13 protein-coding genes are annotated in these 23,447 nt (G+C 67.1%); 6 read left to right on the top strand and 7 right to left on the bottom strand.

Annotated features, from left to right (window positions below):
• Positions 1 to 150 precede the first annotated feature (150 nt).
• The 4 genes from OJA40_RS12510 to OJA40_RS12495 all read left to right on the top strand — a co-directional run bounded on the left by OJA40_RS12510 (position 151) and on the right by OJA40_RS12495 (position 7,041).
• Entirely contained in the window at positions 151 to 2,712 is a 2,562-nt protein-coding gene (locus OJA40_RS12510) for a TonB-dependent receptor (protein ID WP_208427439.1), read from the top strand.
• 90 nt (positions 2,713 to 2,802) lie between these two features.
• The gene (locus tag OJA40_RS12505) at positions 2,803 to 4,065 is read left to right on the top strand and encodes a hypothetical protein (protein ID WP_208427438.1); all 1,263 of its coding nucleotides are present in this window, start codon (positions 2,803 to 2,805) and stop codon (positions 4,063 to 4,065) included.
• Between the two features lie 116 nt (positions 4,066 to 4,181).
• Positions 4,182 to 5,696: a hypothetical protein gene (locus OJA40_RS12500; protein WP_263810814.1), complete on the top strand. Its 1,515-nt coding sequence runs from the start codon at positions 4,182 to 4,184 to the stop codon at positions 5,694 to 5,696.
• Entirely contained in the window at positions 5,680 to 7,041 is a 1,362-nt protein-coding gene (locus OJA40_RS12495) for a protoporphyrinogen/coproporphyrinogen oxidase (protein WP_208425853.1), read from the top strand. Before OJA40_RS12500 ends, OJA40_RS12495 begins: the two co-directional genes overlap by 17 nt.
• Before the next feature lie 6 nt (positions 7,042 to 7,047).
• On the opposite strand, the gene OJA40_RS12490 is transcribed toward OJA40_RS12495, so the two are convergent.
• The 5 genes from OJA40_RS12490 to OJA40_RS12470 all read right to left on the bottom strand — a co-directional run bounded on the left by OJA40_RS12490 (position 7,048) and on the right by OJA40_RS12470 (position 11,687).
• Entirely contained in the window at positions 7,048 to 8,001 is a 954-nt protein-coding gene (locus tag OJA40_RS12490) for an NAD-dependent epimerase/dehydratase family protein (protein WP_208425854.1), read from the bottom strand.
• A gap of 56 nt (positions 8,002 to 8,057) precedes the next feature.
• The gene (locus OJA40_RS12485) at positions 8,058 to 8,486 is read right to left on the bottom strand and encodes a secondary thiamine-phosphate synthase enzyme YjbQ (RefSeq protein WP_208425855.1); all 429 of its coding nucleotides are present in this window, start codon (positions 8,484 to 8,486) and stop codon (positions 8,058 to 8,060) included.
• A 46-nt stretch (positions 8,487 to 8,532) separates the two neighbouring features.
• Positions 8,533 to 9,663: an endonuclease/exonuclease/phosphatase family protein gene (locus OJA40_RS12480; RefSeq protein WP_263810812.1), complete on the bottom strand. Its 1,131-nt coding sequence runs from the start codon at positions 9,661 to 9,663 to the stop codon at positions 8,533 to 8,535.
• A gap of 160 nt (positions 9,664 to 9,823) precedes the next feature.
• A complete protein-coding gene (gene hisS / locus OJA40_RS12475) occupies positions 9,824 to 11,131 on the bottom strand; it encodes a histidine--tRNA ligase (RefSeq protein WP_263810810.1) in 1,308 nt (435 codons plus the stop codon).
• A 70-nt stretch (positions 11,132 to 11,201) separates the two neighbouring features.
• Positions 11,202 to 11,687: a PTS sugar transporter subunit IIA gene (locus tag OJA40_RS12470; protein ID WP_208425857.1), complete on the bottom strand. Its 486-nt coding sequence runs from the start codon at positions 11,685 to 11,687 to the stop codon at positions 11,202 to 11,204.
• 285 nt (positions 11,688 to 11,972) lie between these two features.
• Here OJA40_RS12470 and OJA40_RS12465 point away from each other — a divergent pair, with 285 nt between their 5' ends.
• Entirely contained in the window at positions 11,973 to 14,450 is a 2,478-nt protein-coding gene (locus OJA40_RS12465) for a pyridoxal phosphate-dependent decarboxylase family protein (RefSeq protein WP_208425858.1), read from the top strand.
• A gap of 91 nt (positions 14,451 to 14,541) precedes the next feature.
• Here the strand turns inward: OJA40_RS12465 and OJA40_RS12460 are convergent, their stop codons facing one another.
• Together OJA40_RS12460 and OJA40_RS12455 are read right to left on the bottom strand one after the other, a co-directional pair.
• Entirely contained in the window at positions 14,542 to 16,632 is a 2,091-nt protein-coding gene (locus OJA40_RS12460) for an HDOD domain-containing protein (protein WP_208425859.1), read from the bottom strand.
• A gap of 275 nt (positions 16,633 to 16,907) precedes the next feature.
• On the bottom strand, positions 16,908 to 19,355 hold the full coding sequence (locus OJA40_RS12455) for a PAS domain-containing sensor histidine kinase (RefSeq protein WP_263810809.1): 2,448 nt from the start codon (positions 19,353 to 19,355) through the stop codon (positions 16,908 to 16,910).
• 598 nt (positions 19,356 to 19,953) lie between these two features.
• Here OJA40_RS12455 and OJA40_RS12450 point away from each other — a divergent pair.
• Positions 19,954 to 23,388: a PAS domain S-box protein gene (locus OJA40_RS12450; protein ID WP_341482958.1), complete on the top strand. Its 3,435-nt coding sequence runs from the start codon at positions 19,954 to 19,956 to the stop codon at positions 23,386 to 23,388.
• Positions 23,389 to 23,447: the final 59 nt, after the last annotated feature.

Here is a 23,447-nt window from a genome sequence, read left to right as displayed (position 1 = left end):
ACAGTACCCTCAACCGCCTGTCTCCACCTGCCACCACCGTGGATTCCAGCCAGTCCTCGTCAAAGGCGGATAGTACGACAACGAACCCGGCCCGCTTCTAGTCTCGGCGGTGGGCGCCTCTTGCACGGACACAGAACCGGACCTCGCAGCATGCGCGTCATATACGTTCTCGCTCTCTTCTTTTTTGTATTTGGTCTAAATAATGGGCCGGCGGCGGGCCAGGAGGGACCGACGGGTCGTGTAGAAGGCCGCGTCGTTACCGCAGAAACAGGAGGGGCGCTTGCCGACGCAACGGTGGGGATTGATGGGAGCAACCGGCCCCAAGGCACCGTCACCGACGCGGACGGTCGCTTTGTGCTCACCAACCTGCCGCCCGGGCGCACGACCCTGCAAGTCCGCCACGTGGGCTACGTCACGACCACGCGTACGGTCCAGGTCCGGGCCGGCCAGGCGGCGCGCCTGACCATAGAACTGGCAAGCGCCACCGTAGAGCTGTCAGGACTCGAGATTACCGGCGCCACGCGCGGCATCCGGACGGCCCTTCCGGGGGCGGCCACGAAGGTAGACGCCGCCGCCCTGGACCAGATGGACCCCATCGGCACCCAGGCCGCCCTCAAGCACGTGCCCGGCGTCTATGGCCTGGCCGACGACGGCATGTCGCAAACCCGCATGTCGGTGGGCATCCGGGGCCTGCAGCCCCGCCGGACCCAGCGTGTTCTCGTCATGGAAGACGGAATGCCCATCCAGCCCGCCCCGTACGTCTTCTCGCCGCTCTACTACAACCCGCCCATCGAGCGCATCGAGGAGATCGAGGTCATCAAGGGCAGCTCCACGATCCGGCACGGCCCGCAGACAATGGCCGGCGTGATCAACTACGTCACCAGCCGCCCACAGCGCCGCTCGCCGGGGGGCACCTTTGAACTCACCCCCGGCACGAACGGCTACGTCAGCGCCTTCGGGGAGGTCGGCGGCTTTGGGACCGACGACGTGCGCCCACAGGTCCAGCTGCTCTTCAAGCGGGGAAACGGCTTTCGCCAGCACAACGACTTCCGCCAGGTCAATGGCACTGCTAAGCTGCAGGCCGATCTCGGCGCCAATCGATCGCTGTACGTCAAGACCAATGCCAACTACGAGCGGCTGAACGCCACATATACCGGCCTCACGCCGTACTCCTTCCGCACCGACCCGGATTTCAACCCCAAGGACGACGATCTCTACCAGATCTACCGGGCGTCGCTGGGAACGATCTACAACCGCCGTTACAGCGACGCCGTGCAGGGCACCACGCGGCTTTACGCCAACGTCTTCCACCGCCCGTGGTGGCGAGAGAAGGATGTGTTCGTGGATGCAGAGGCCTACCAGGCCCCAGACAGGGACGCCGAGCCGGTCGCTCCGAACAAACCGGGGCCGCTCATGCGGGTCGGCATCAGCGACGTGAGAAACCAGGCAAACATCACGCTGGATGACAAGCCGTACTTCGGCAACGTGCGCACCTTTTACGTTACCGGCGTCGAACATTCGATGGGCATTCAGCACAGCCTGCTCGGGCAGGAGGCGGACCTGGAGGTGGGCGGTCGCCTGCACTGGGAACGCTTCAAGGACAACCGCAAGATCAGCGACGAGGTGGGGGTGCGAGAGGGGGTGTTCTTTCGGGGCGACGTGTCCGATTCCGACCCCGTCACGATCATCGGCGGCAGCTCGGTCTACGAGACACGTGCGCTCTCCCTCTACGCGCTGGAGGATGTACAGTGGGGCCCGCTTCGCCTCTCACCAGGGTTTCGGCTGGAGGCCTTCAAGCAATCCCAGATCAACCGCCTCAACGGCAGCCAGTACCGCGACCAGACGAGCGTCGTCCCCCTGCCCCGGCTCGGCTTTAACTGGAACATGGGCACCGCCGACCTGGGCCCGTCGCTGAGCGAAAGCAACTTCCGCCTCTTCGGCGGCGTCCACCGCGGCTACACGCCGCCCTCCAGTGCCACCTTCGCCATCGTGGGCTTCGATCCGCCCAGCGCCACCGGCGCGGGCGACGGCGGATTCGACCTGAAGGCCGAGAAGAGCTGGAATACCGAGCTCGGCGTGCGGGGCCGCTCTGACGCCGGCCAGTTCGAGGTCACTGGCTTCTACCTCTACGTGGAGGACCTGGTGGGCGGCCGCACGAGCTTCCAGCAAAACCTAGGGGTGGTGGAGAGCTACGGCCTGGAGGCCCGAACCCGGGTGAAAGGCGGGGTCTTTGCCGCTCCCCTCCCCACGCTGGACGTCTCGTATACCTACCTGCAATCGTCGGTCGTGCAGGGCGTCATTTCAAGCGCGATCGACGGCCTGCCGGAGGACATCACCGGCAACGAGCTGCCGGCAGCCCCGCGTCACACCGCCACGGTGGGCCTGTCGAAAGCCTTCTCGGACATCGGGCTCACCCTGTCGACCGACCTCAGCTACACCGGCCGCTTTTACACGGACCTCGAAAACCTGGAGGCCACCAACAACCGGGGCGAGCGGGGGCCTGTGCCGGCCCATACGGTGATCGACGCCGGGGCGACCTACGCGTACTCCGACGCCCTCAGCATCCAGCTTACCGCCAAGAACGTGACGGACAACGTGTACATCGGCTCGCGGCTGCACTCCAACCCTAGCCAGCCGAGTGCCAACCTGAGTACGGGCATCATCCCCGGTGCCCGCCGCCAGGTCAATCTCTCGATTCAGTACGACTTCTAACCCCACACAGAAAAACGCTCCGCCCCCCGAATCGTGGGAGGCGGAGCGCTTTTTTCACACAGATACACTTTCATGAACGCATCAACTCCTATGCAACGTTCCCTTTTTCGCTACACGACCGCATTCCTGCTTCCCCTCCTTGCCGTGGGGCTGGTGCTCACGGGCTGCGATAGCACCGGGAGCAATATGGACGACAACGGCGGAGATTCCGGCAATGAGGACATCGCCATTCAGGGCACGTATCCCGCCAGCGCAAGCAGCTACGCCGACGAGGTCGCCATCAACCTACAATCCGCGGGCCTCGGAATTCGGCTGGAAAACAATCCGTCCGCCAGCATACTGCAGGAGATTTACACCGGTCCGTCCAGCGACCGCTCGATCCGGCGCATCTCGGGATCGAGCCTGACCTTCGACCAGACGACGTACAGCGATATTGGAGGTGGGGTGGACCTCTCGGCCGCCATTTCCACAGAAAACCTCCTGCGAAGCGACCAGCTGGTGGCTGCGGACACCGATCAGCAGGGCCAGCTCCGAAACGCGGATCAGTTGATCAGCTATTACCTCAGTCAGGCGCAAGAAACTTCGTCCAACGGCGTTGACTTCAGCCAGTTGAGTGAGAAAGGGGTGGCCGGCGCCCTCAGCTACTACGAAGGCGCGGAGATCCTGAACGACTTCGCCGACGACGGCAGTGTCGCGTCGGACCCGGCCGACAAGTGGAACGAAGCCTTCGGCCACTTCGGGGCACCCCGCGACTTCGCGGCGTTCCTCGACTACAGCAGCGGGGAGGGACTCGTCGGCTCGTTCCAGGACGTGGACGGGGACGGCGGCATCGACCTCACCAGCGAGGCCGTCTACATCTGGGCCGGCTACACCGCAGAGCGGGCGGCAGCGGCCGAGGGCACCGGCAACCCCAACGACTTTGCTCGGCGGGCCTTTGAGGCGTTCCGCCAGGGCCGAGAGGACATCGCAAACGGGAATGATCCCTCCGACCACGCCCGAACGGCCCTCAACGCCTGGGAGGCTACAGTGGCAGTGAATGTGATTCACTACGTGAATGGAATGCAATCAGCCCTGGAGAACGTCAGTGGTGAGGTCACAAAAGAGAAACTCGACAGCCCCGGCGGCTTTGAGGACAGTTGGGGCGAGGCCAAGGCGTTTGCCTGGGCCCTCCAGTTCAATGATAACAGCACGCTGGACGACGATCAGCTTCGGACCATCCACGATCAACTCGGGAACGATCCGCCGTACGGTGAAGGAGTGGATTCATCAACCTACTCGGGTGATCTCGACAAGGTGAAGGAAGAGATCCAGGGCGCATACAGCTTCGAGGACGCGAACGTGAGCGCGTGGTAGACCGACGAGAGAACCGCATGGCGAGTACACTGATGAGATAACGACTAACGCCCCTCTTCCGCCCCGGCGGGGGAGGGGCGTCGGTGTCTGTTTCCCCAACGTGCCCGTTCGACCTCGTGAGCACGCGCGACACAGCCTCGCCGGTGACCGCTGCCGATGCGTCGCCCTGGCGCCGGATGCTTCGGCGGATCGGGCGGGCGCCCGGCGTGGCATGGGGCGCGCTGGCCGTGGTCTGCATCGCCAGCCGCCTCGCCACCACGATTACGTACATTGAGGACCCGGACAGCTTGCGCTTCGCCCTCAGCGTGGCGGACACGTACGACATCGCGGCGCTGCAGCCGCACTTCCCGGGATACCCTCTCTTCTGGGCCGCGGCGGAGCTCTTCTACCTCCCCACCGGCTCGTTTAGCACCAGCTTTTCGCTGGTCGGCGGGCTCGCCACCGTCGGCCTCGTCTGGGCGCTCCTGCGCCTGTGGGGCCGCCCGCTGCGCTCGGTCGACGGGGCCGCGCTGGCCGGCGCCGTCGCCCTGAACCCGCTCCTGTGGCTGATGGCCAACCGCTACATGCCCGACCTCCTGGGGACGGCGTGGGCCGTGGCGACGCTGGCGGTTCTGGTTCGGGCCTGGGACGACGAGGGGCCATCACAACGACGGGCCGCGCTCGGGGGCATGGCCCTGGCCGGACTGCTGGCCGGGCTTCGGCTCTCGTACCTGCCCCTCGTGGTGATCCCGGCGCTCCTCGTGCTGGGGCGCTCCGCCCGACCCGTCCGCCTCATCGCGGCGGGGGCGGCCGGCGTGGGGGTGTGGCTCGTGCCGATGGTGCTGGACACGGGCCTGTGGACCCTGATCGACGTGGCGTGGGGCCAGACCACCGGCCACTTTACGGACTTTGGCGGCACGGTGCAGACGGAGTCGGACCTCGGGCGCCGCCTCGCCGGCACCGCGCAGGGGCTGTGGGCCGACGGCCTCGGCGGCTGGTGGCCGGGGCGTCACTGGAGCACGGCTTTCGTGGGGGCGGGAGGGGTGGCGGCCGGTGGGGCCGGCACGTGGCGGCTGTGGCGGAGCGGGGCCCTCTCCGGCTCCCGTGCCTGGATAATCGTGGCCGGCGCGGCCCCCTACGCCCTCTGGATGTTCTTCTTCCAGAACGTGGTGCACAAGAGCCGGCACGTGCTCCCCCTCTTGGCACTGCTGCTCCCGGTGCTGGCGGCGGGCGCGGCGGCCCTGTGGCGGGCCCGTGCGTGGCCCATCCGCGGGGCAATCCTGGCGGCCGCTGGGGCCTACGCCGCGGTCACGCTCGTGCTCGTGGCCCAGCACCGCAGCCCGTCGGCCATCGCCCAGGCCAAGGCGTTTGTCGAGACCACGGCCCGGACGGATTCCGGGCCGACGCGCGTCGCGTCCGTTCCGCTCGTCAACACGTACCTCCGAACCCAGCAGGTAGGGGCCCGGTTTCTCTCAATTGAGGACTCGTCCGACGTGCGCCGCCTGCGGGAAGCGGAGACGGGACGCACCCTGGTGGTGGGCACCTACGCATCGCTGCTCGACCGGGCCCCGGCCCGCACCCGCACGTTCTACCACAACCCGCACGTCAATCGCATGTGGCCCAAGGTAACCGTTTATGTCTACGACCACTGACCCGCAGGAGTCCCCTCTGACCGTACTGGGGGCAGGCCCCGCCGGGCTCGCGACCGGGTTCTACGCCCGGAAGCAGGGGCTCGACGTGCGCCTCTTCGAGGCCGCGGACGCCGTGGGCGGCAACGCGCGGACGCTCCAGATGGGCCCGTTCCGCTACGACACCGGCGCGCACCGCTTCCACGACAAGAACGACGCGGTGACCGCCGACGTGAAGGCGCTTCTGGGCGCCGACCTCCGCCGCATCGATGCCCCCAGCCAAATCTGCTGGCGCGGGCGGCGCATCGACTTTCCGCTGGCCCCCTACAACCTGGTGCGGGAGCTTCCGCTGTCCCTCCTCGTGCAGATTGCGTGGGAGCAACTCTCCATTCCTCGCGTCTCCGAGAACGCCGAGCACTTCGAAGAGATGGCCCTGCAGAGCTACGGGCCTACGCTCGCCAACCTCTTCCTCCTGAACTACACTGAGAAGCTATGGGGCGCCGACGCCGACACGCTTTCGCCCCGCGTGGCCGGGGATCGCCTGGAGGGCCTCGACCTGAAGACCTTCCTCCTGGAGGCCTTCGGCGGTTCGAAGACGAAGGCACGCCACCTCGACGGCTCCTTCTACTACCCCAAGCACGGCTACGGCCAGATCGCCGAGGCCACCGCCGACGCCATCGGCCGGGAGCGCATCCGCACCGGCGCCCGTGTCACGGGCATCGCCCACGACGGGGCGCGCATCCAACGCGTCACGATCAACGACACCCACTCCGTCGACCCGGAGACGGTCGTGAGCACCCTGCCACTTCCCCTCGTGCTGCGCCTCCTCGATCCCCCGCCCCCCACTGAGGTTCAGGCCGTGGCCGGGTCGATGCGCTTTCGTCACCTTCGCCTCGTGGTGCTGGGGCTGGACCGATCGCGCCTCACCCCGAATGCCTCGCTGTACTTTCCCGAACGGTCGGTCCCGTTCACCCGCCTCTACGAGCCGAAGAACCGCAGCCCCGACATGGCCCCCGACGGCCAGACCGTCGTCGTCCTCGAGCGCCCGTGCCATCCGGACACCACTGCCTGGCAACAGCCGGACGACGCCTTGCGGGCCGAAGCAGTATCTCTCCTGGCCGACCACGGACTTGTTGCGCGCGACGAGGTGGTGGCGTCTACGCACCACGAGGTGCCCTTTGCCTACCCAATCCTGGAGGTCGGGGCCGCGGAGAAAGCAGGGCGGCTCAAGCAGTACCTGGACCGCTTCGACAACCTCCACCGCCTGGGCCGAAGCGCAGACTTTGCCTACACGCACACCCACGATCTCTATTCGGACGCCAGGACCCTCACTCAGTCGCTCGCTGCACGCACCCCCCCGGCGGCCTAACGCGGCCTACGGCGCTGCTTGGCCGGTTCGGGTTCGCTCCAACCAGTTCGCCTCCCGGGCAATGCCGTCCCGGAGCGGCGTGGCCGGGGCAAAATCAAGAAGCCGCCGGGCTGTCTCGATCTGGGCGCGGGTGTTCTGCTGGTCCCCCGGCCGGGGCGGTCTGCGCTCGATGCAGAGCGGCCGGCCCACCACCTCCGCCACCCGTTCCAGCACGCGGAGTGTAGAGGTGGAGGACGGAGCCCCGATGTTGATGGCCTGCCCTGCACAGCGCGGAAAGCGGGCGAGTGCGGCCACCAGTCCCTCTACGGCGTCCCCGACGTACGTGAAGCTCCGCCGATGGTGCTCACTTCCCTCAAACAGTGGAAAGGCCTGTCCCCTCCGGGCACAGCGAAGGGCTTTCGGAATCAGCTTGTCGGGCCGCTCGCGGGGGCCATACACGGAAAAAAGCCGGAGAATGCAGCTGTCCCACCGCTCGGACGCGGCGCGGGCCCGCACGGCCGCCTCCGCCCGGCGTTTCGTACGGCCGTAGACGGACGCAGGGGAGAGCTCCACGTCTTCGGCCCCGGTCGCCTCCCGCCCGTACACGGACGAGGACGAGGCAAAGAGAAACGCCTGGAGATGGGGGTGTCCCGCCAGGGCGTCCAGGAGCCGCTCGGTCGCGCGGACGTTGTTGCGGACGAAGGCGCGACGGTCGGTATCGGGGGACAAGCCGGGCTGGGCAGCCAGATGGTACACCGCCTCGACCTCACTCAGGACGGGGCCGAGCGGGTCCGCCGCGAGGTCGAGTCGTGCCGTCTCGATGCCCCGGGCCGCCAGCCGGCCAACGTTCTCTCGCTTCAGGGACCGGTCGTAGTATCCGGTCAGGGCATCGAGGCCCGTCACGTCGTGTCCCGCGTCGGCCAGCGCCTCAGCCAGGTGTGAGCCAATAAAGCCTGCCGCCCCCGTGACGAGAACTCGCATGGAGCGATGGGATTTTGCAAGCGGATTGCGGGTCGGGGTCGACGCCGAGCGCGCGGCTACGTCGTCTCGCCGCGAATGGTCACCACCACCGAGCGGGCGCCACCGTGGTCTCGGTGCTCGTTCAGGTAGATGCCCTGCCACGTGCCGAAGGCCGGCTGCCCGTCCTGAATTGGAACCGAGAGGCTCGTGTCCAGCATCGAGGCCTTGATGTGGGCGGGCATGTCGTCGGGGCCCTCCACAGTGTGCTGGTAGTGGGGCTGGTTCTCAGGCACCATCTCGTTGAAGTGGCGCTCCATGTCGCCGCGCACCGCGGGGGCCGCGTTTTCGTTAATTGTAAGCGAGGCGGAGGTGTGTTGGATGAAGAGATGGAGGAGCCCCACTCGAAGGTCGTCGATTCGGGGCCCCTGGCCCAGCACCTCATCGGTCACGAGGTGAAAGCCGCGGGACTTTGGGGCGAGGCGGACGGTGTCCTGTCTCCACTCCATAACGAGAAGGGGGTGTTGAAAGAGGGCGTAACGCTGAGCATTCGTGCTACGGGCCGACGCGCACGTCCATCCAGACCGGAAAATGGTCGCTCACGGGGACGTCGGGGACCGACGCCGGACGGGGGCGCCAGACCCCCGCGTCCTGAACCGATAGATTGGACGAGGGCAGCACGTAGTCGATGCGGGCCTGCCAGCGCGAGGTGTCGTCGGGGTCAAGGTCCGGGTAATCCGCCTGCCGCGCCGGCGAAGCCTCGGGCACCGCGTCCCCGTCGACGCGCTCGTGGCCGATCAGGTGCCGGATGGCGTTCCGAAAGATCGACGCGTCGTCCGGGTCGGCGTTCAGGTCGCCCATGACGAGGAAGCGGGCGTTGGCGTGAAGCCCGCCGGTCCGGCCGGAGTCGTCCTCCACGTACGGGGCCTGGTTCAGGTAGTCGCTCCAGAACTGCACCTCGTCGTGGTTGCGGTGGTTGTTGCGTCGGGCCCTCCCGTCGAATCCGGGCGGCGTGGGGTGGCTCACCAGCACGTGCAGGACCTCTCCGTTGGGCAGTCGCACCGGCACGTCCCAGTGGCTCTTGGACGAGAGGCGCATCTCCGACCACTCGTTGGGGCTATACCAGGGCTCAAACGACGTGGTGTCGAGGGGCACCGACGCGTTCGGCTTCTCGTGCCACGGCAGGAGCCGAAACGTGCGGATCGAGTCGCGGAGCACCGTCAAATCGTCACGGACGAGGAGCGCCATGCCGTACTGCCCCGGAAAGGTGCCGAAGCCCCACGCGTCGTTGCCGTAGGTGCGCCCCGCGTCGGTCTGTGGGGGCACGCTGCCGTCCTCGGGCGCGCCGGGGATCTCCGGGACGGCCGGGACGACCTGCCCGTCGTTGTTGAGATCGAGCCCGCTGTGCAGCCCGGTGTTGACGGGCAGCATCACCGTCCGGTACGAGAGGCCGTCGAGGGAGTCGGCCTGCGGGGTGGAGAGGTAATGATGCGCGAACCGATGGGCGTTGCGGCCCTCCGGATCGCCGGCCCGGTAGCCAGGGTCGCCCGGCTGGTCGTAGGTCATCTCGTTAACGAGCAGCACATCGGGCGCGAGGTGCTGGATGCGCGCCGCCGCCCGCCGGAGGCGCGGATGGTCGGCCCGGCGCAGGTCGGCGGTGCGCACGTCCTCGATGTTGTAGGTCATGGCCCGCACGGGTGTCCCCTCCCCATTCATGGCCTGCTCACGGGCCCGACACCCTAGCACCAGTCCCGCGCACAAGAGAAAAAGCACCCACACCTTCTTCGGCATTGAGACGAGAGACAATTGTCGACAGTCAGCAACCATTCCCCAGTGCGGATCCCTGCTAAGCGGATTCGGCGGGACCGGTGAGGTACGCGGCCAGGTCGTCAAACGGGACGTCCTTCTGCGCCCCACTCTCCATCTCTTTGACGGTCGCGGCCTCGGCCTCCAGCTCGTTGCCCCCGATGATCATCGTGTACGGGGCGTCCTGTCGGTTGGCCTCCTTCATCTGCGCCTTGAGCGAGCGGCCCATGAGGTCGTGGGCCACGTGCAGCCCCGCCGCGCGCAGTTCCTGGGCCGTGCGGAAGCACCACGCCTCCGCCTCGTCGCCGAGGGCCGCGATGAAGACATCGGGCGCGGCCGCCCCGGGCCGGTCCGCCTCCGCCGCGTCGAGCGCAAGGAAGAGGCGCTCCATCCCCGCCGCGAAGCCGACCGCGGGCACCGGCGCGTCGCTGCCCAGCACCTCCGCGAGCCGGTCGTAGCGCCCGCCGCCCGCGAGTGCGCTCTGCGCCCCGAGGCCCGGGTGTTCGAGCTCGAAGGTCGTCTCGGTGTAGTAGTCGAGCCCCCGCACGAGGTGCGGGTCTTCGTCGTACTCGACACCCAGATCGCCGAGCAGCCCCTTCACCTCATTGTAGTGGGCGCGACTGTCGTCGCTGACGAAGTCGATGAGCGTGGGCGCGTCACGCAGGAGCGCCTGCTCGTGCTCCACCTTCGTATCGAGGATGCGCAGCGGGTTTTGCTCCAGGCGACGGCGGCTCGTCTCCGACAGCTCGTCGGCGTGGGGCGCCAGGTAGTCCTGCAGGGCGGCGACGTACTCTTCGCGACGCTCCGGCGTCCCGAGCGTGTTGAGGCGGAGGCGCAGGTCGGACAGGCCGAGCGCCTCGCACACGGCCATCAGCACGGCAATGGTCTCGGCATCGGCCCGGGGCTGATCCGCCCCCAGGACCTCGATGCCGAACTGGTGAAACTGCCGGTAGCGCCCCTTCTGCGGCTGCTCGGCGCGGAAGCACGGGCCGATGTAGAACAACTTCTGCACCCCGCCGCGCTGGTCGAGGTGGTGCTGGAGGAAGGAGCGCACGACCGGCGCCGTAATTTCGGGCCGCAGGACGTACTGTGTGTCGCTCCGCTCGAAGGCGAACATCTCCTTCTGCACGATGTCGGTCGACTCGCCCACCCCACGCGCCACGAGCTCGGTGGGCTCCAGCACAGGCGTCCGAATCTCTTCGAAGTTGTGGCGGCGCATCACGTCGCGGACCGTGGCCTCCACGTGGCGCCACTCGGCACTGGCGGCCACCCGCGTCCCCCCGTCGTCGGTGTAGGCGTCCGGCAGGATGTCGAAGGTGCCCTTGATGTTTTGGAACGAAGTGCTCACTGGCAACAGGAATCGCTCAAGAAGATCAGAGAAGTGGGTCCCCGCCCCCTCCTGCGTACCGCCTCCGGCCTCAGCTCCGAAGCGCGGCCTCCCCCTCGCGGAGGGTTTTGATCACCGTCTCCGGCGTCTCGGCGTCCAGGAGGCGCTCCCGCAGCGGCTGCCGGCTTACGAGCCGCGAGATGCGGCCCAGGATTTTGACGTGCTGCGACTTGTGCTCCTCCGGCCCCACGAGCAGGAGGAGAATCTGCACGGGCACGTCGTCGACCGCCCCGAAGTCGACCGGCGCGTCGGTGGTCGCGAAGGCCGCGACCGTATCGGAGGCCGCCGGGGTCTTGGCGTGAGGGAGGCCGAGCCCCTTCCCCACCCCGGTCGACATCTTTTCCTCCCGCGCAAAAATCGCCGCCCGCACATCGTCGAGGCGACTGATGGCCCCGTGGCCGGCGAGCACGTCGACGAGCGCATCGATCACTGCGGGCTTCGAGGGCTCAGCCAGCCCGATGCGGACGTGCTCCGGGTCCAGCAGCTGGTTGATCTTGGTGGTCTGGGTCGTCGGCATGCGCGCGACCGGGTCGGTGAGGCAGACAGAACGCAGGCCGACTGGGCAGCCGGCACGCCACAGGATAGAACAGGGCACGGTCGATTTCAGGTATTCGCCCAAGCCCCCTCCGGGTTCCGCTCCACAGCACGGGTGTCCCCCTGTCCACGACGAAGAATTCACGATCTCGTTGGCCAGGGGCCGGCCGCCCCCCCGTCCCCTCCGTGAAAATCCGCCACACCGAAAAGATTCTCGCCCCTTCCCGTAGGGCTCATTCCTGCTTCCCGCCAACAGCTTCCGTCCACCATGTCCTCCCCCCCGTCCTCCGACGCACTCCACAAGGCCGCCTTTCTCGGCCCGAAGGGCGAGAACGCCGACGAGCTGGAGCGCCTGCTCCTCGAAGTGCTCCGCGACCACGTCTTCTGGCGCCGCAACTTTCACCCGCGGGACCCCCGCCTGATCGACGAGCGGGACAAGCGGACCGAGGCGTTCGACGACATGTCGGCCCGGCTTCGGGACGAGCTTTCGAAAATTCTGGCGGAGTTGAAGCGCGCGGCCCCGCTCTACTCGCCGCGGCAGGTGGCCCACATCGTGAGCGACCCGTCGCTGCCCGCCTTCGTGGGCTACTTTGCCGGGCTCCTCTACAACCAAAACAACGTGGTCGCGGAGGTGTCTCCGGAGACGGTGCGGGAGGAACGGGCGTACTTCAAGGCCCTCGCCGAGATGGTGGGCTATCCTACGTTTCTTCCCGAGACGCTGCCCCGAGACGCCCACGCGCGGCGCCCGGCCTACAGCTGGGGGCACCTCTGCAGCGGCGGTACGGTGGCAAACCTGGAAACGCTCTGGATCGCCCGCAACATTCGGCTCTACCCGCTGGCCGTCCGCCTCGTCGCCCACCAGGCCGACCCGTTCGCGTCGTTTGCCGACCTGGAGGTGACGACCGCCACCGGCGAGCGTGCGGCCCTCGACGCCCTGTCTACGTGGCGCCTCTCCAACCTCCCGATCGACGCCATCACCGACCTGCACCTGCGCATCAAGGCGACCCTGCAGGAGGGGCCGCCGGCACGGGCGCAGGCGTTTCAGGAGGCGCTCCCCAGCGTGCGGCAGGCCGGGCTCGCCTCGTTTCTGCTCCAGTACAACCGCGCATTTCCCGACGACCCCGCCCGTCTGCCGAAGGTGTTTATCTCGCAGGCGACCCACTACTGCTGGCAGAAGAACATGGACGTGGTGGGCCTCGGGGCCGACGCGCTGGAGACCATTCCCGTGGACGACCGCATCCGCCTCGACACCGACGCGCTGCGCGAGCGGCTCCACGCGTGCATTGAGAACCGGCAGCCGGTGCTCGGGGTCGTCTCCATCGTGGGCACCACGGAGGAGGGCGCCATCGACCCGCTGCACGAGATTGAGGCCGTGCGCCAGGAGGTCGGCGACGCCGGCCTCACGTTCTGGCACCACTGCGACGCCGCCTTCGGGGGCTTCTTCGCCTCCCTTCTCCCGAAGACGGAGGACGGGGACTTCGTCCCGCCCGCCCAGCTCGACGACGACCTCGCGGGTCCCGACGGCCTCCTGCCCGCCGACGACGCGGAGGCCCTCGCGACGCTCGCCGCGACGGACTCCATCACGATCGACCCCCACAAGTTCGGCTACGTGCCCTACCCCGCAGGTGCCGTTCTCTTCCGGGACTACCACGTCCGCGACGCCATCGCGTACAAGGCGCCGTACCTCGCCGACGAGGACCAGTCCGGGTTCGGCGGCTTCCTGGGGCAGTGGACGCTGGAGGGCTCCCGCCCCGGCGCCGTGGCCGTCAGCTGCTACCTGTCGCAGGCGATGGTGCCCCTCACGCCCGACGGGCACGGGCGCTTCATGGAAAACTGCATCCGGGCCAACCAGCAGCTCTTTGCGGCACTGACGGAGCGCTTTTCCGCCGCCGAGGGAGAGCTGGACCTGCGCCCGTTCCACCACCCGGAGACGGTCGCGTTCTGCTTCGTCATCGCCCCGGGCCCGGGCGTCGAAAGTGTCGCCTCCCTGAACGACTACACGAACCGGATCTGGCAGCAGATGACCGTCGACGGGCGGGAGGACATCAACCAGTACGCCTTCCTGCTCTCCCGCACCGAGGTCGACGTGGCCGGCTACGCGCACATCCTGGAGGACCTGCTGCCCACGGACGTGGTGCAGGCGGCCGCGGAGAACGGGGCGTCGCTGACCCTCCTCCGCACCTGCCTGATGAACCCGTTTCAGTCCGACTGGAACACCGACGAGGGGGCCTTCCCCGACCAGGTGGCGGACTTTCTCTACGACGTGGCGCTGGAGGAGTCCGTAGCCCACACGTTCCCGCCCGCCCCGCGCCCCAGTGCCGACCGCCATCCCATCCTGGTCGTCGAGCAGACGCCCCGCGCCCAGGGGGGCCTCGCCCGCTACCTGGAGCACGACGAGAAGGTGGTTGCCCACTTCGACGTACGCTCCTGCAGCGCCGCTACCCTGAAGGGCCGCCGGGACCGCATGGGAGAGGTGCGCGACCTTGTCCTCCACGTCGACCCCTCCGCCCCGTCGCAGGCCCTCCGCATCACGCGCTGGCTCGTAGACGAGGCCCAGATCGACCCCGAGCACCTGCTCGCCGTGACGACCCAGCACAGCAACGGCACCGACGTAACGGCCCGCCTCGGCGAGTTGGGCCTTCCGGCCCGCAACGTCATCCTCGAGCCCGACCTCCTCACCAGCACGCGACGGCTGGTGCTACAGCTCAGTGCCCGCCGGTCCGCCACGGCCGGGCCCTCCTCCTAGCCGCCTGTGCGTCCCGTTGCCCCCCGAGGCAGGGAGGTGTGGGCGTGCCGGGCAACCAGAAGCGGCTGCGCAGGCGCCTCCGGGGGCGGGGCTAGGCCGCATCCAGAACCTCGTCGACGAACTCGATGGCGTCCCCGACGATGTCCACGACCAGCGCGATCAGCTTCCGCTCGGAAAGGGGCTGCCCTTCAACTACGTGACGGGTCACCGGGACCCCCTGAAGGTCGCGGGCGAGGGCCTCCTCGCCGTCCCACGGATTCTCGTCTTCAAGGTCGCCGGCGTGGTGGGCCACCGTGAAGGCCACCGCAACGAGCGGGACGAGCGGGCGGAACGCCGTGCGGGCCCGGGCGGGACGGTGGTGGGCCCGGAGGACAGCCTGCAATTTGTCGGAGACGCCGCACGCCTGCCCCACCGCAAGGCCGTTCTGCACGTAGTCCTCTTCGAAGTGCAGAATCTCTTGTCCCTGCGGGGGCGGGCCCCGAAAGGACGCCGACCGGTCCTGCTCCTCAAACCAAAGGTCGACGTAGGTCTCGCCCTCGTCTTCGAGCAGGGCCAGCCGGCCGATTTGGGCAAAAATACCGCCGGTATAGGCCACGCCGGGCTCCTCGAAGCCAATCTCCTTCGACAGCTCGCGGGCCACGTAGGCCGCCAGCACGCTGGTTTTCATGATGTACTGCTGGACCTGCTCCCCGTCCGGCCCCTCGGCACCGGAAAAGCTCTCCCCAATCACTTTCGTCAGGATGAGGTTGCACACCGGCTGAAAGCCGAGGTACCGCACGGCCCGCTCGACGGTATCGATGGACTCCCGCATGCTGTAGTACGCCGAGTTGATGTGGCGAATGAGCCACTGCGACACCACCGCGTCCTTCTGCAACGCCTCCGTGAGCGCCTCCACGTCGGGGGACTCGGGGCTGGACGCGAGACTCGCGACCTCAACGAGCGTGCTCGGGATTGGGGGGAGTTCAATCCCCGACAGTGATATTTCCGGGGCCTCCACCTCCGACGAAGCAGGCTCTTCGAGCCGTTGATCGACGACATCGAGAATTTCGCGCTTGGTGACCGGCTTCGCCACGACATCGTCGAATCCGGCCCGGAGAAAATGCTCGCGGTGGTCGTCCAGGGCGTACGCCGTGCAGGCGACCGCAGGGGTGGCCCCGCCCCCCTCCATCCTGCGCACTGCCTGAAGCACCTCTACACCGGTGCGGCGGTCTTTCAGGTTAACGTCCAGAATGAACACGTCGTAGGCCTCCTCTTCGGCCTGCTGGATCGCCTCCCCGGCCTCCTCGGCCATGTCGACGTGGTAGGCGTCCTCGAGCATTCGGCGGAGCAGCCGGCGGGTGACGTCGTTGTCCTCCACGACCAGCAGACGAACTGCGTCTCGGTCGTCCCCCGTGTCGGTGTCCTCCTGGGCGGCCCCTACAGTGTCACGGGGCACGCGTAGCGTAACCCCCTGCCTGTCCTCAGGCCCGCTCTCAACGTCAAGGGCTCCCCCTAGGTAATCGGAAAAGGCGTTGGCGAGCGGCAGGCCGAGCCCGAGCCCTTTTGGCGATGCCCCCTGTTCCGGCTCTCGCTGCCCAAAAGGCTCAAACAGCGACGAACGATCCCCGTCGGGCGCCCCAAGCCCCCCAGTACCGGTGCTCTCGACGCGAAAGGCGATCCCGACGTCCTCGTCGTCGACGCGAAGAGTCACCGCTCCCTGGGCGGTGGACGTGATCGCATTTGCCAGAAGGTGGCGCAGCGCCTGGCGCAGCGTCGCCCCGTTCGTCGTGATCTCGACGGGGGACGACGGCGCCTCGAGGGCAAGTTCGAGTCCCGTACCGCGGGCGGCCGAATCGAGTTCATCGAGGCATTCCTGGGCCAGGGCGACGGCATCGACCTCTTCGGGATCGGGGGCGCTGTCCTCGTCGGACAGACGTGCAAGGTGCCTCAGAGACCGAAAGGTTCTGCGAAGGGCTTCGCCGCGCCCCTGAATTTTCGTCGTCACCGCGTCGATGTCGGCGGAAGCGTCCTGCAGTCGACCCACCAGCTCGAGAATAGACCCGAGGGCCGTCTCCGCCTCGCGGCCCAGGCGTGCGATGAAGGAGGGGGTGTCCTGTCCGGACAGCACGGCTTCCAGATCACGCTCGACACTTGCGGCCCCTTCGGTCGCCTGACTATTCTCGGTAAAATACTCCGAAGCCATAAAGATAAACGCCTTGAGTAACGGCCTACTAGAGTAGCATTTAGTTTGATTTGTGCACTTAAAAACACAACATTAGGGGCGACAAAATCTACGGTGGATGTGCGCGCGCCATGTCTTCACTTCCACGTAACACAAAGCAACGTCGTAGCGTTTGGGTGGCCTCCAAGACGCGCTTGGGGCGCCAACCGCCGGGGCGCATTGGCCGTGCCCTAGGTTCGCACACCCGGCGCCTGCGCGTGCACGACACAGATCTTGTCACGCCGCGGGCCTTCAGCCTATCGGGGGAGCCGTACGGCAAACCGGGTCCCGACGCCCTTCTCGCTCTCGACCTCGATGGTCCCGTCCATCATGGTCGTGAGTCGGTGTACGATCGACAGACCAAGCCCGCTTCCCTCGTATTCTCGGTTGAGCCCCACGGACTCTTGCTTGAACGCGTCGAAGATGTCCTCTCGGGCCTCCTCCGCAATTCCGACGCCCGTGTCCTCCACCGCCAGCAGGGCCGTTTCCTCGTCTTCGGGCTCAGCCCGCACCCGCACCTCTCCTCCTTCTGGCGTGAACTTGATGGCGTTCTCGACGAGGTTGGTCGCAATTCGGCGCACGGCCGTCTCGTCCAGCTGCGCCTCCACCGATGTCGGCGGGCCGTCCACCTCCAGCTGAACTCCCTTCTCGTGGGCCCTCAGGTTCAGCTCCTGGGCCACTTCCCGAACGACCACGTCCAGGTAGGCGGAGTCGTCGTCGAGGGTGTAGGCCCCGCTTTCAAGCCGGGAAAGCTCAAGCACTGAGTCGAGCGTGTCCCGCAGGCGCTGCCCACTCCGGAAGATTTGCTCGGCCATGTCGGCGGGCTCCCCCTCCAGCCCCCCCTCCTCCAGGTCTTCCCTAAGCAGGTCCGCCGACCCGATCATCGACATGAGAGGGGTGCGGACCTCGTGGCTCATGTTGGCGAGCATCGCCGACTTGAGCTGGGCAGCCTCCTCGGCCTCCTCCCGGGCCTGGACGAGCCGTTCTTCCCGTTCGAGCCGGCCGAGCACCAGTGTCGCGTAGCCCCCGAGCACCTCCAGAAGGCGCAGGTCCAGCGCGTCGAAGGTGCCGGCCTCCTTCCCGACAACCACCGCCCCGTGCCCCCCGATTGGAATGCCCGCCAGGGTGGAGAGCGTGCCGTAGTCAAGGTCGTTTTCCAGGCCGCCGGTCGATTCCACCACAACGGCCTCTCCCGCCTGAATCGCCCGGGTCGCCACGAGGTCTTCGCTTAGGGGCTGGGCCTTCGGCTCCGGCATGCGCGAGAGGCCCTCCCCCACCGTCTCTTTGGGAACCAACATCTCGTCCTCAACCAGGCCAACGTGCCGGAGTGGAAAGCCGAACACCTCCTGCAAAACCTCGGCGATGCGGTCCGGAACGGCATCCCGGTTCTCAACGGCGAGGAGCCCGCTGGTCGCCCGGTAGAGCGCCTCAATTTTTCGCCGGCGGCTCTTGAGCATCTGCTCCCGCCGCTTGCGCTGGGTGATGTCGGTGACGGCACCGTCGTTGTACACCTGGTTTCCATCCGGCGCATCGACCCGTTGAGTACTGAGCAGGCCCGTGAACGTCGACCCGTCGTTCCGCTGGAACTGCACTTCGACCCCGTCGAGCCCGCCCTGCTCGTCCTCCTGCCGATAGAGTGCCTTCCGTTTGCCGGGATCGGCGTAGAACGTTGACGGGTCGGCCGCCCGTAGCTCGTCGCGACTCTCGTACCCGAACATCTCGACGAAGGCGGAATTGGCGTACACGATTCCCTCCTCCGCGGTCGACCGATAGATGCCTTCGGACACGTTTTCGGTGATCGACCGGAGCAGTTCCTCGCGCTCCCGAAGCTGTTCTTCCCGTTCTTTCCGCTTCGTGACGTCGTCGAAGTAGAAGGCCAGGCCCCCGTCCGGATTTGGATAGATCTGAATGTCGAACCACGCGCCCATTCTCTCAAAGTGCTCTTCGAACCGAACCGGCTCGCGGGACCGCATCGCCCGCCGGTATTCTTTCTCGAAACGGGTCCCTTTCGCCTGGGGAAATACGTCCCAGAGGGTCCTCCCGAGTAGATTTTCTTCCGTCATTCCGTAGAGCGCTTCGGCCTGGTCATTGACGAGCGTGAAGCCCCACTCGGCGTCCACCTCGACGATCGCGTCGGTGACACGTCGGATGACCTGTTCGCGGCGACGCTCCTCCTCGATTCGCTCCGTGATGTTGAGGAGAAGTCCCCGAAACAGCACTCCTTTCTCTTGGGGATCCGGTTCTGCGGAGCCGAGGAGCCAGATGCGCGTCCCGTCGGGCCGATCGAACGGAACCTCGTGTCGCCAGTGCGAGCGCGTCGTGACCGCCTCCTCCACCGACTGAAGAAACGCCTCCCGGTGGTGGCCCTCCGGAATGTGCTCCACGAACCGTTCGTAGAACCCGTCCGGCTCGGGGGCAAGCCCCAGGAGCTCGGTGGCCCCGTCGCCGATGAACGCGATGGCCTGCTCCCCGTCCGGCCCGGCCCGAAATTCGTAGGGCACGCCGGGCATGGTTTCGGTGAGGGCCTCCAGGCGGGCATTCCGCGCCGCTTGCCGACCGTCCGGGGCCGCCTCACGTCGCCGGTTTTCTGCCGGGCGTCCCACAAGTCCGAAGGCCATGAGGCCGAGTAGTCCCCCCGCTGCCCCAGCTCCAAAGACAAGCAGGTATGTGACGTGCGTCGGGTCGAGGGCGTGAAACAGATTCATGAACTGGGGAAGCGTTTTTCAGAAACAGTGGCTTCGCGCACTGCCCTGGAGGACCTGAACGCGGCCGTCGAATGCAATCCTCAGAGCGCGACGGGCCGAGGGGGCCGTCCACGGACGATCCGCACCGACAGCAACACCTGTTGACTGCGCTCGTCGGTGGAACCCACCCAACGATCTTCGTCTGCACTGGCCTCTGTGTAGGCGTCAAACCCCATGCCATCGGGGACGCTGACGGGCCCCCACCCGCGGCACGATCCGGCCCGCCAGACGGGTCGTTGCGTCGGGGGAACGAACCGAATCGGCCGAAAACGACGACGCGCTTCCCAGTCACGGCGACGCGCATGGTATTTGCGGTGTTGTCCATTGGCGCCACTTTCGGGCCGCCGGGCCCACCGGGCCTGGGCATTAGGGGAGGCGAGGATTGCCACCGGTGCGCGTTCAGGCGGATTTTATTCGTGGTTATAGGAAAACATTTTCCCAGTTTGGTTGTCTAAAGGATACGTACGGACGGTCCGTCTAGCGCCGATCGTCCGCGATGACGCAGGGAGCATGCCGTGAGGGCCGTGTCTCTCTTGGGGGATGCACGCGACCCGAAACGATGCCCTGTAGGACACACTCTCCGCTTATCTGCTCACACGGGCGCATGAGTCACGCACGGGACCCCGCCTCCTTCACACACCGGTTCTCACCTGTGCCCTGGAGGGCGTCCCCGAATTCTTTCCGGCCCACGGGCTTGTCCTCGCTTCAGTCGCTGACTGTGGTCTCATCGGACGGAGGCGTGAGAGAGACAACCACCGAGGGCCCTTTTCCGGAGAGCACCCTCCCGTCTGCCGGTCAATTCGCCGCCTCGTTTCGAAAGCGGATCCGTCAAGTGATGGGCACCGACGGCTCGTCGGTCAGGCAACGGGTTCAGGCTCTCCTGCAGGCGGGGGTCGACCGGTTTGGGGTCGAGGTCGGCTTTCTAGCCCAAATTGACCTGGCGGAGTCGACCCACCGGACCGTCGCGGCGGTTGGGGCACACCCGAAGCTCCAGAGGGGCGCAGAGGCGGACCTGCCGGACACCTACTGCCGAGAGTTGATCACCCAAAGCGAGGCCCTCTCGATCGAGAATGCAGAGGAGCAGGGCTGGACGACGGACCCGGCCTACCAAACGTACGACCTGTCCTGCTACCTCGGCACCAAAATCATCGTCGAGGGCCGGGTCTACGGCACGGTTTGTTTTGGGAGCCGGGAGCCGCGTTCTGCGCCGTTGGGCCCAGGCGACGAGGCCGCCCTGGAGCTGCTTGCCCAGTCGATCGGGCGCGTGTTGGAGCAGGACCAGCGGGAGCAGAAGACCGACGCGATCCGGGGCAAATACGAGCTGCTCTTGGAGGCGGCACCCGAACCGGTCATTCTGGCCGACATCGACACGGGCCGTCTCATCGAAGTGAACCAGAAGGCCGCCGAGTTCATCGGGGCCGGCGAGGAGAAAATCGCCGGACGGCACCAGACGGACCTGCATCCCGACGGGGAAGCCGGTCGGTACCGGCGTCTGTTTCAGGCGTGCTGCCGGCCGGGCGCGGCGGAGACCGTCCGGCGTTTCGAGGACGGCTCTTCCATCTACGTCCAGACCGACGATGGTGAAAACGTGCCGGTCGAGATCAGCGCGGCAACCGTGGAGGTCGGGGGGCGGCAGATCGCAGTGGGCATCTTCCGGGACATCACCGAGCAGGAGAAACGCCGACGCACAATCGAGTCGTCGCTGCGAGCGATCGAGGAGGCCGCCGACGGCATTGCGGTGCTGGAGGACGGCCGGTACGTCTACGTCGACGAGACCCACGCGGACATGTACGGGTTCGAAAACGCGGAGGTGCTGCTCGGGGCCTCCTGGCGACGGCTCTACGCCGACGACGAGGTGGCCCGCCTCGAAGAAGAGGTCTTCCCCACCCTCGAGGAGGAGGGCCACTGGCAGGGGGAGGTCACCGGCAGCCGCCCCGACGGGACGACCTTCCCCGCGGCCCTCTCCCTCACGGTTGTGAGCGAGGGCCGGCTCGTGTGCACGGTTCGGGACATGACCGACCGCCGCCAGAAGGAGCGGGCCCTCCGGCATCGGTCCAGTGCCATGGAGGCCGCGAGCGATGGAATTGCGATTCTCGGCGAGGCGGGCACCTACCGGTACGTCAACCGGGCCCACGCGAGCATCTACGGATACGACGCGCCGGAGGCGCTCGTGGGGCGGTCCTGGACGGCCTGCTACGAGGAGGCGGAGCAGCAGCGCCTGGAAGCGGAGGCAATAGCGGCCCTGGAGGAGACCGGAGAGTGGCGGGGAGAGGCCCAAGGGGTGCGGAAAGACGGGTCGTCGTTTCCGCAGGAACTGACCCTGACGGTCCTCGAAGACGGGAGCATCGTCTGCGTCGTCCGCGACATCACCGCACGCAAAGAAGACGAGCGGGAGCTGCGGAGCACAAAGCAATACTACGAGCAGATCCTGGAGAAGGCCGTAAAGGACCTCGCGGTGTTCAAGCCCGATGGCCGGTACGAATTTGTCAACAAGCAGAGCATCGCGGACCCGGAGCTGAGAGAGTGGATCATCGGCCATACGAACCTGGAGTACTGCCGGAAACGAGACGTGGACCCGGAGCTTGGGCGCCGCCGAGATCGGGCGATCCGGACGGCCGCCGAGGAGCAGCGAACCACCCAGTTCGAGGAGCGGATGGAGACCTCGGATGGGGTTCGGCACTTCCTACGGACGCACAAGCCCATCACCGACGTTGAGGGGGAGGTGACCCATGTCGCGGCCTTCGGAATCGACATCACCGAGCGCAAGAAGCGGGAGCAGGCCCTCCACGAACGACAGGACAAGATCGAGGCCTTGTACAGGGCCACGCGCCGGGTGCTCACGGCCGAAGGCCCCGACGCGGTCTCAGATCGCATCCACGAGCTTCTCGGGAGCATCTTCGACTACCCGCTCCGCAACACGGGGTTCGTGGACGGCAGCACCATCCATCCGGCGCGGACGACGATCGCAGGCCCTTCCGTCCCCGCCCCCGAGCCACAACCGAAAAGCGGGGACAGCCTTTCGGCACGCGCCCTCCAGACCGGGGACACGGTCATCATCGAAGACGTAGGCGAGCTCGACAACGACATCGAGTACGGGAGGCTGCGCTCCGCGGCGGCCGTGCCGATCGGGGCCCGTGGCGTCGTGGTCGTCGGCAAGACGGAGGGCGGCGGCTTCGATCCCTTCAACCTTCGCCTGCTGGAGATTTTGAGCAGCTACGCGGCCCTCGTTCTGGGCCGCCTGGACCGGGAGGGCGCCCTCCGCGAGGCCAAAGAGGAGGCCGAGACGGCCCGGGCGGAGGCGGAGGCCGCCAGCCGGGCCAAGTCCGCCATGCTCGCAAACATGAGCCACGAGATCCGCACGCCCCTGACGTCGATTATCGGCTTCGCCGACGCCATCGCGGAGGAGACGCAGGACGCGGAGGGGGCCGCTCTTCGTTTCGCGAACCTCATCGGAAAGAGCGGCCGCCGGCTTTTGAACACGCTCGACGGGGTTCTCAACCTGTCCAAGCTGGAGGCGGGGCAGATGCAGCTGGAGAGCACGGCGGTGGACGTTGCCACGCAGGCGGAAACCATTGCCGAGGAGCTTCGGCCGAAAGCCGAAGGCAAGGGACTGCGCCTGCGGGTGGATGCCAGAGAGCCCCCCGTGTGGGCCGAGGCGGATGAGGGGGGCGTGCAGATCGTACTGCAAAATCTCGTCTCCAATGCAATCAAGTACACCGATGCCGGGGAGGTACGGATTCGGGTCGCCCGCGAGGGGGAGGCCGCCGTCCTCGACGTCGAAGACACCGGCATCGGCATGGATCCAGGAGTGGTCGAGACCCTCTTCGATCCGTTTCGTCAGGAGTCGGAGGGGCTGGCGCGGGAGTACGAGGGCACCGGGCTCGGCCTAACCGTCACCAAGAAGGCCGTCGACCAGATGGGTGGATCCATCGACGTGGACACCGAGAAGGGCGCGGGAAGCCACTTCACCGTGCGGTTCCCCGGGCCGACGTAACGCATCGCCGCAGGGCCCCATCGATTCCCCCTAACGGAGTCTACAGAAAGACCGCCTTA

This window comes from Salinibacter pepae (genome assembly GCF_947077775.1).
In the GTDB taxonomy this organism is placed as follows: domain Bacteria; phylum Bacteroidota; class Rhodothermia; order Rhodothermales; family Salinibacteraceae; genus Salinibacter; species Salinibacter pepae.
The sequence above is the reverse complement of the archived record's forward strand: the minus strand, read 5'-3'. Positions and strand labels throughout refer to the sequence as shown.

Bases quoted from the DNA above. Each gene is read 5' to 3' on its own strand.
- OJA40_RS12510 (WP_208427439.1), top strand. From the start codon at position 151: ATGCGCGTCATATACGTTCTCGCTCTCTTCTTTTTTGTATTTGGTCTA.
- OJA40_RS12505 (WP_208427438.1), top strand. From the start codon at position 2,803: ATGCAACGTTCCCTTTTTCGCTACACGACCGCATTCCTGCTTCCCCTC.
- OJA40_RS12495 (WP_208425853.1), top strand. From the start codon at position 5,680: ATGTCTACGACCACTGACCCGCAGGAGTCCCCTCTGACCGTACTGGGG.
- OJA40_RS12490 (WP_208425854.1), bottom strand. From the start codon at position 8,001: ATGCGAGTTCTCGTCACGGGGGCGGCAGGCTTTATTGGCTCACACCTG.
- OJA40_RS12485 (WP_208425855.1), bottom strand. From the start codon at position 8,486: ATGGAGTGGAGACAGGACACCGTCCGCCTCGCCCCAAAGTCCCGCGGC.
- OJA40_RS12480 (WP_263810812.1), bottom strand. From the start codon at position 9,663: ATGACCTACAACATCGAGGACGTGCGCACCGCCGACCTGCGCCGGGCC.
- OJA40_RS12470 (WP_208425857.1), bottom strand. From the start codon at position 11,687: ATGCCGACGACCCAGACCACCAAGATCAACCAGCTGCTGGACCCGGAG.
- OJA40_RS12465 (WP_208425858.1), top strand. From the start codon at position 11,973: ATGTCCTCCCCCCCGTCCTCCGACGCACTCCACAAGGCCGCCTTTCTC.
- OJA40_RS12460 (WP_208425859.1), bottom strand. From the start codon at position 16,632: ATGGCTTCGGAGTATTTTACCGAGAATAGTCAGGCGACCGAAGGGGCC.
- OJA40_RS12455 (WP_263810809.1), bottom strand. From the start codon at position 19,355: ATGAATCTGTTTCACGCCCTCGACCCGACGCACGTCACATACCTGCTT.
- OJA40_RS12450 (WP_341482958.1), top strand. From the start codon at position 19,954: ATGCCCTGTAGGACACACTCTCCGCTTATCTGCTCACACGGGCGCATG.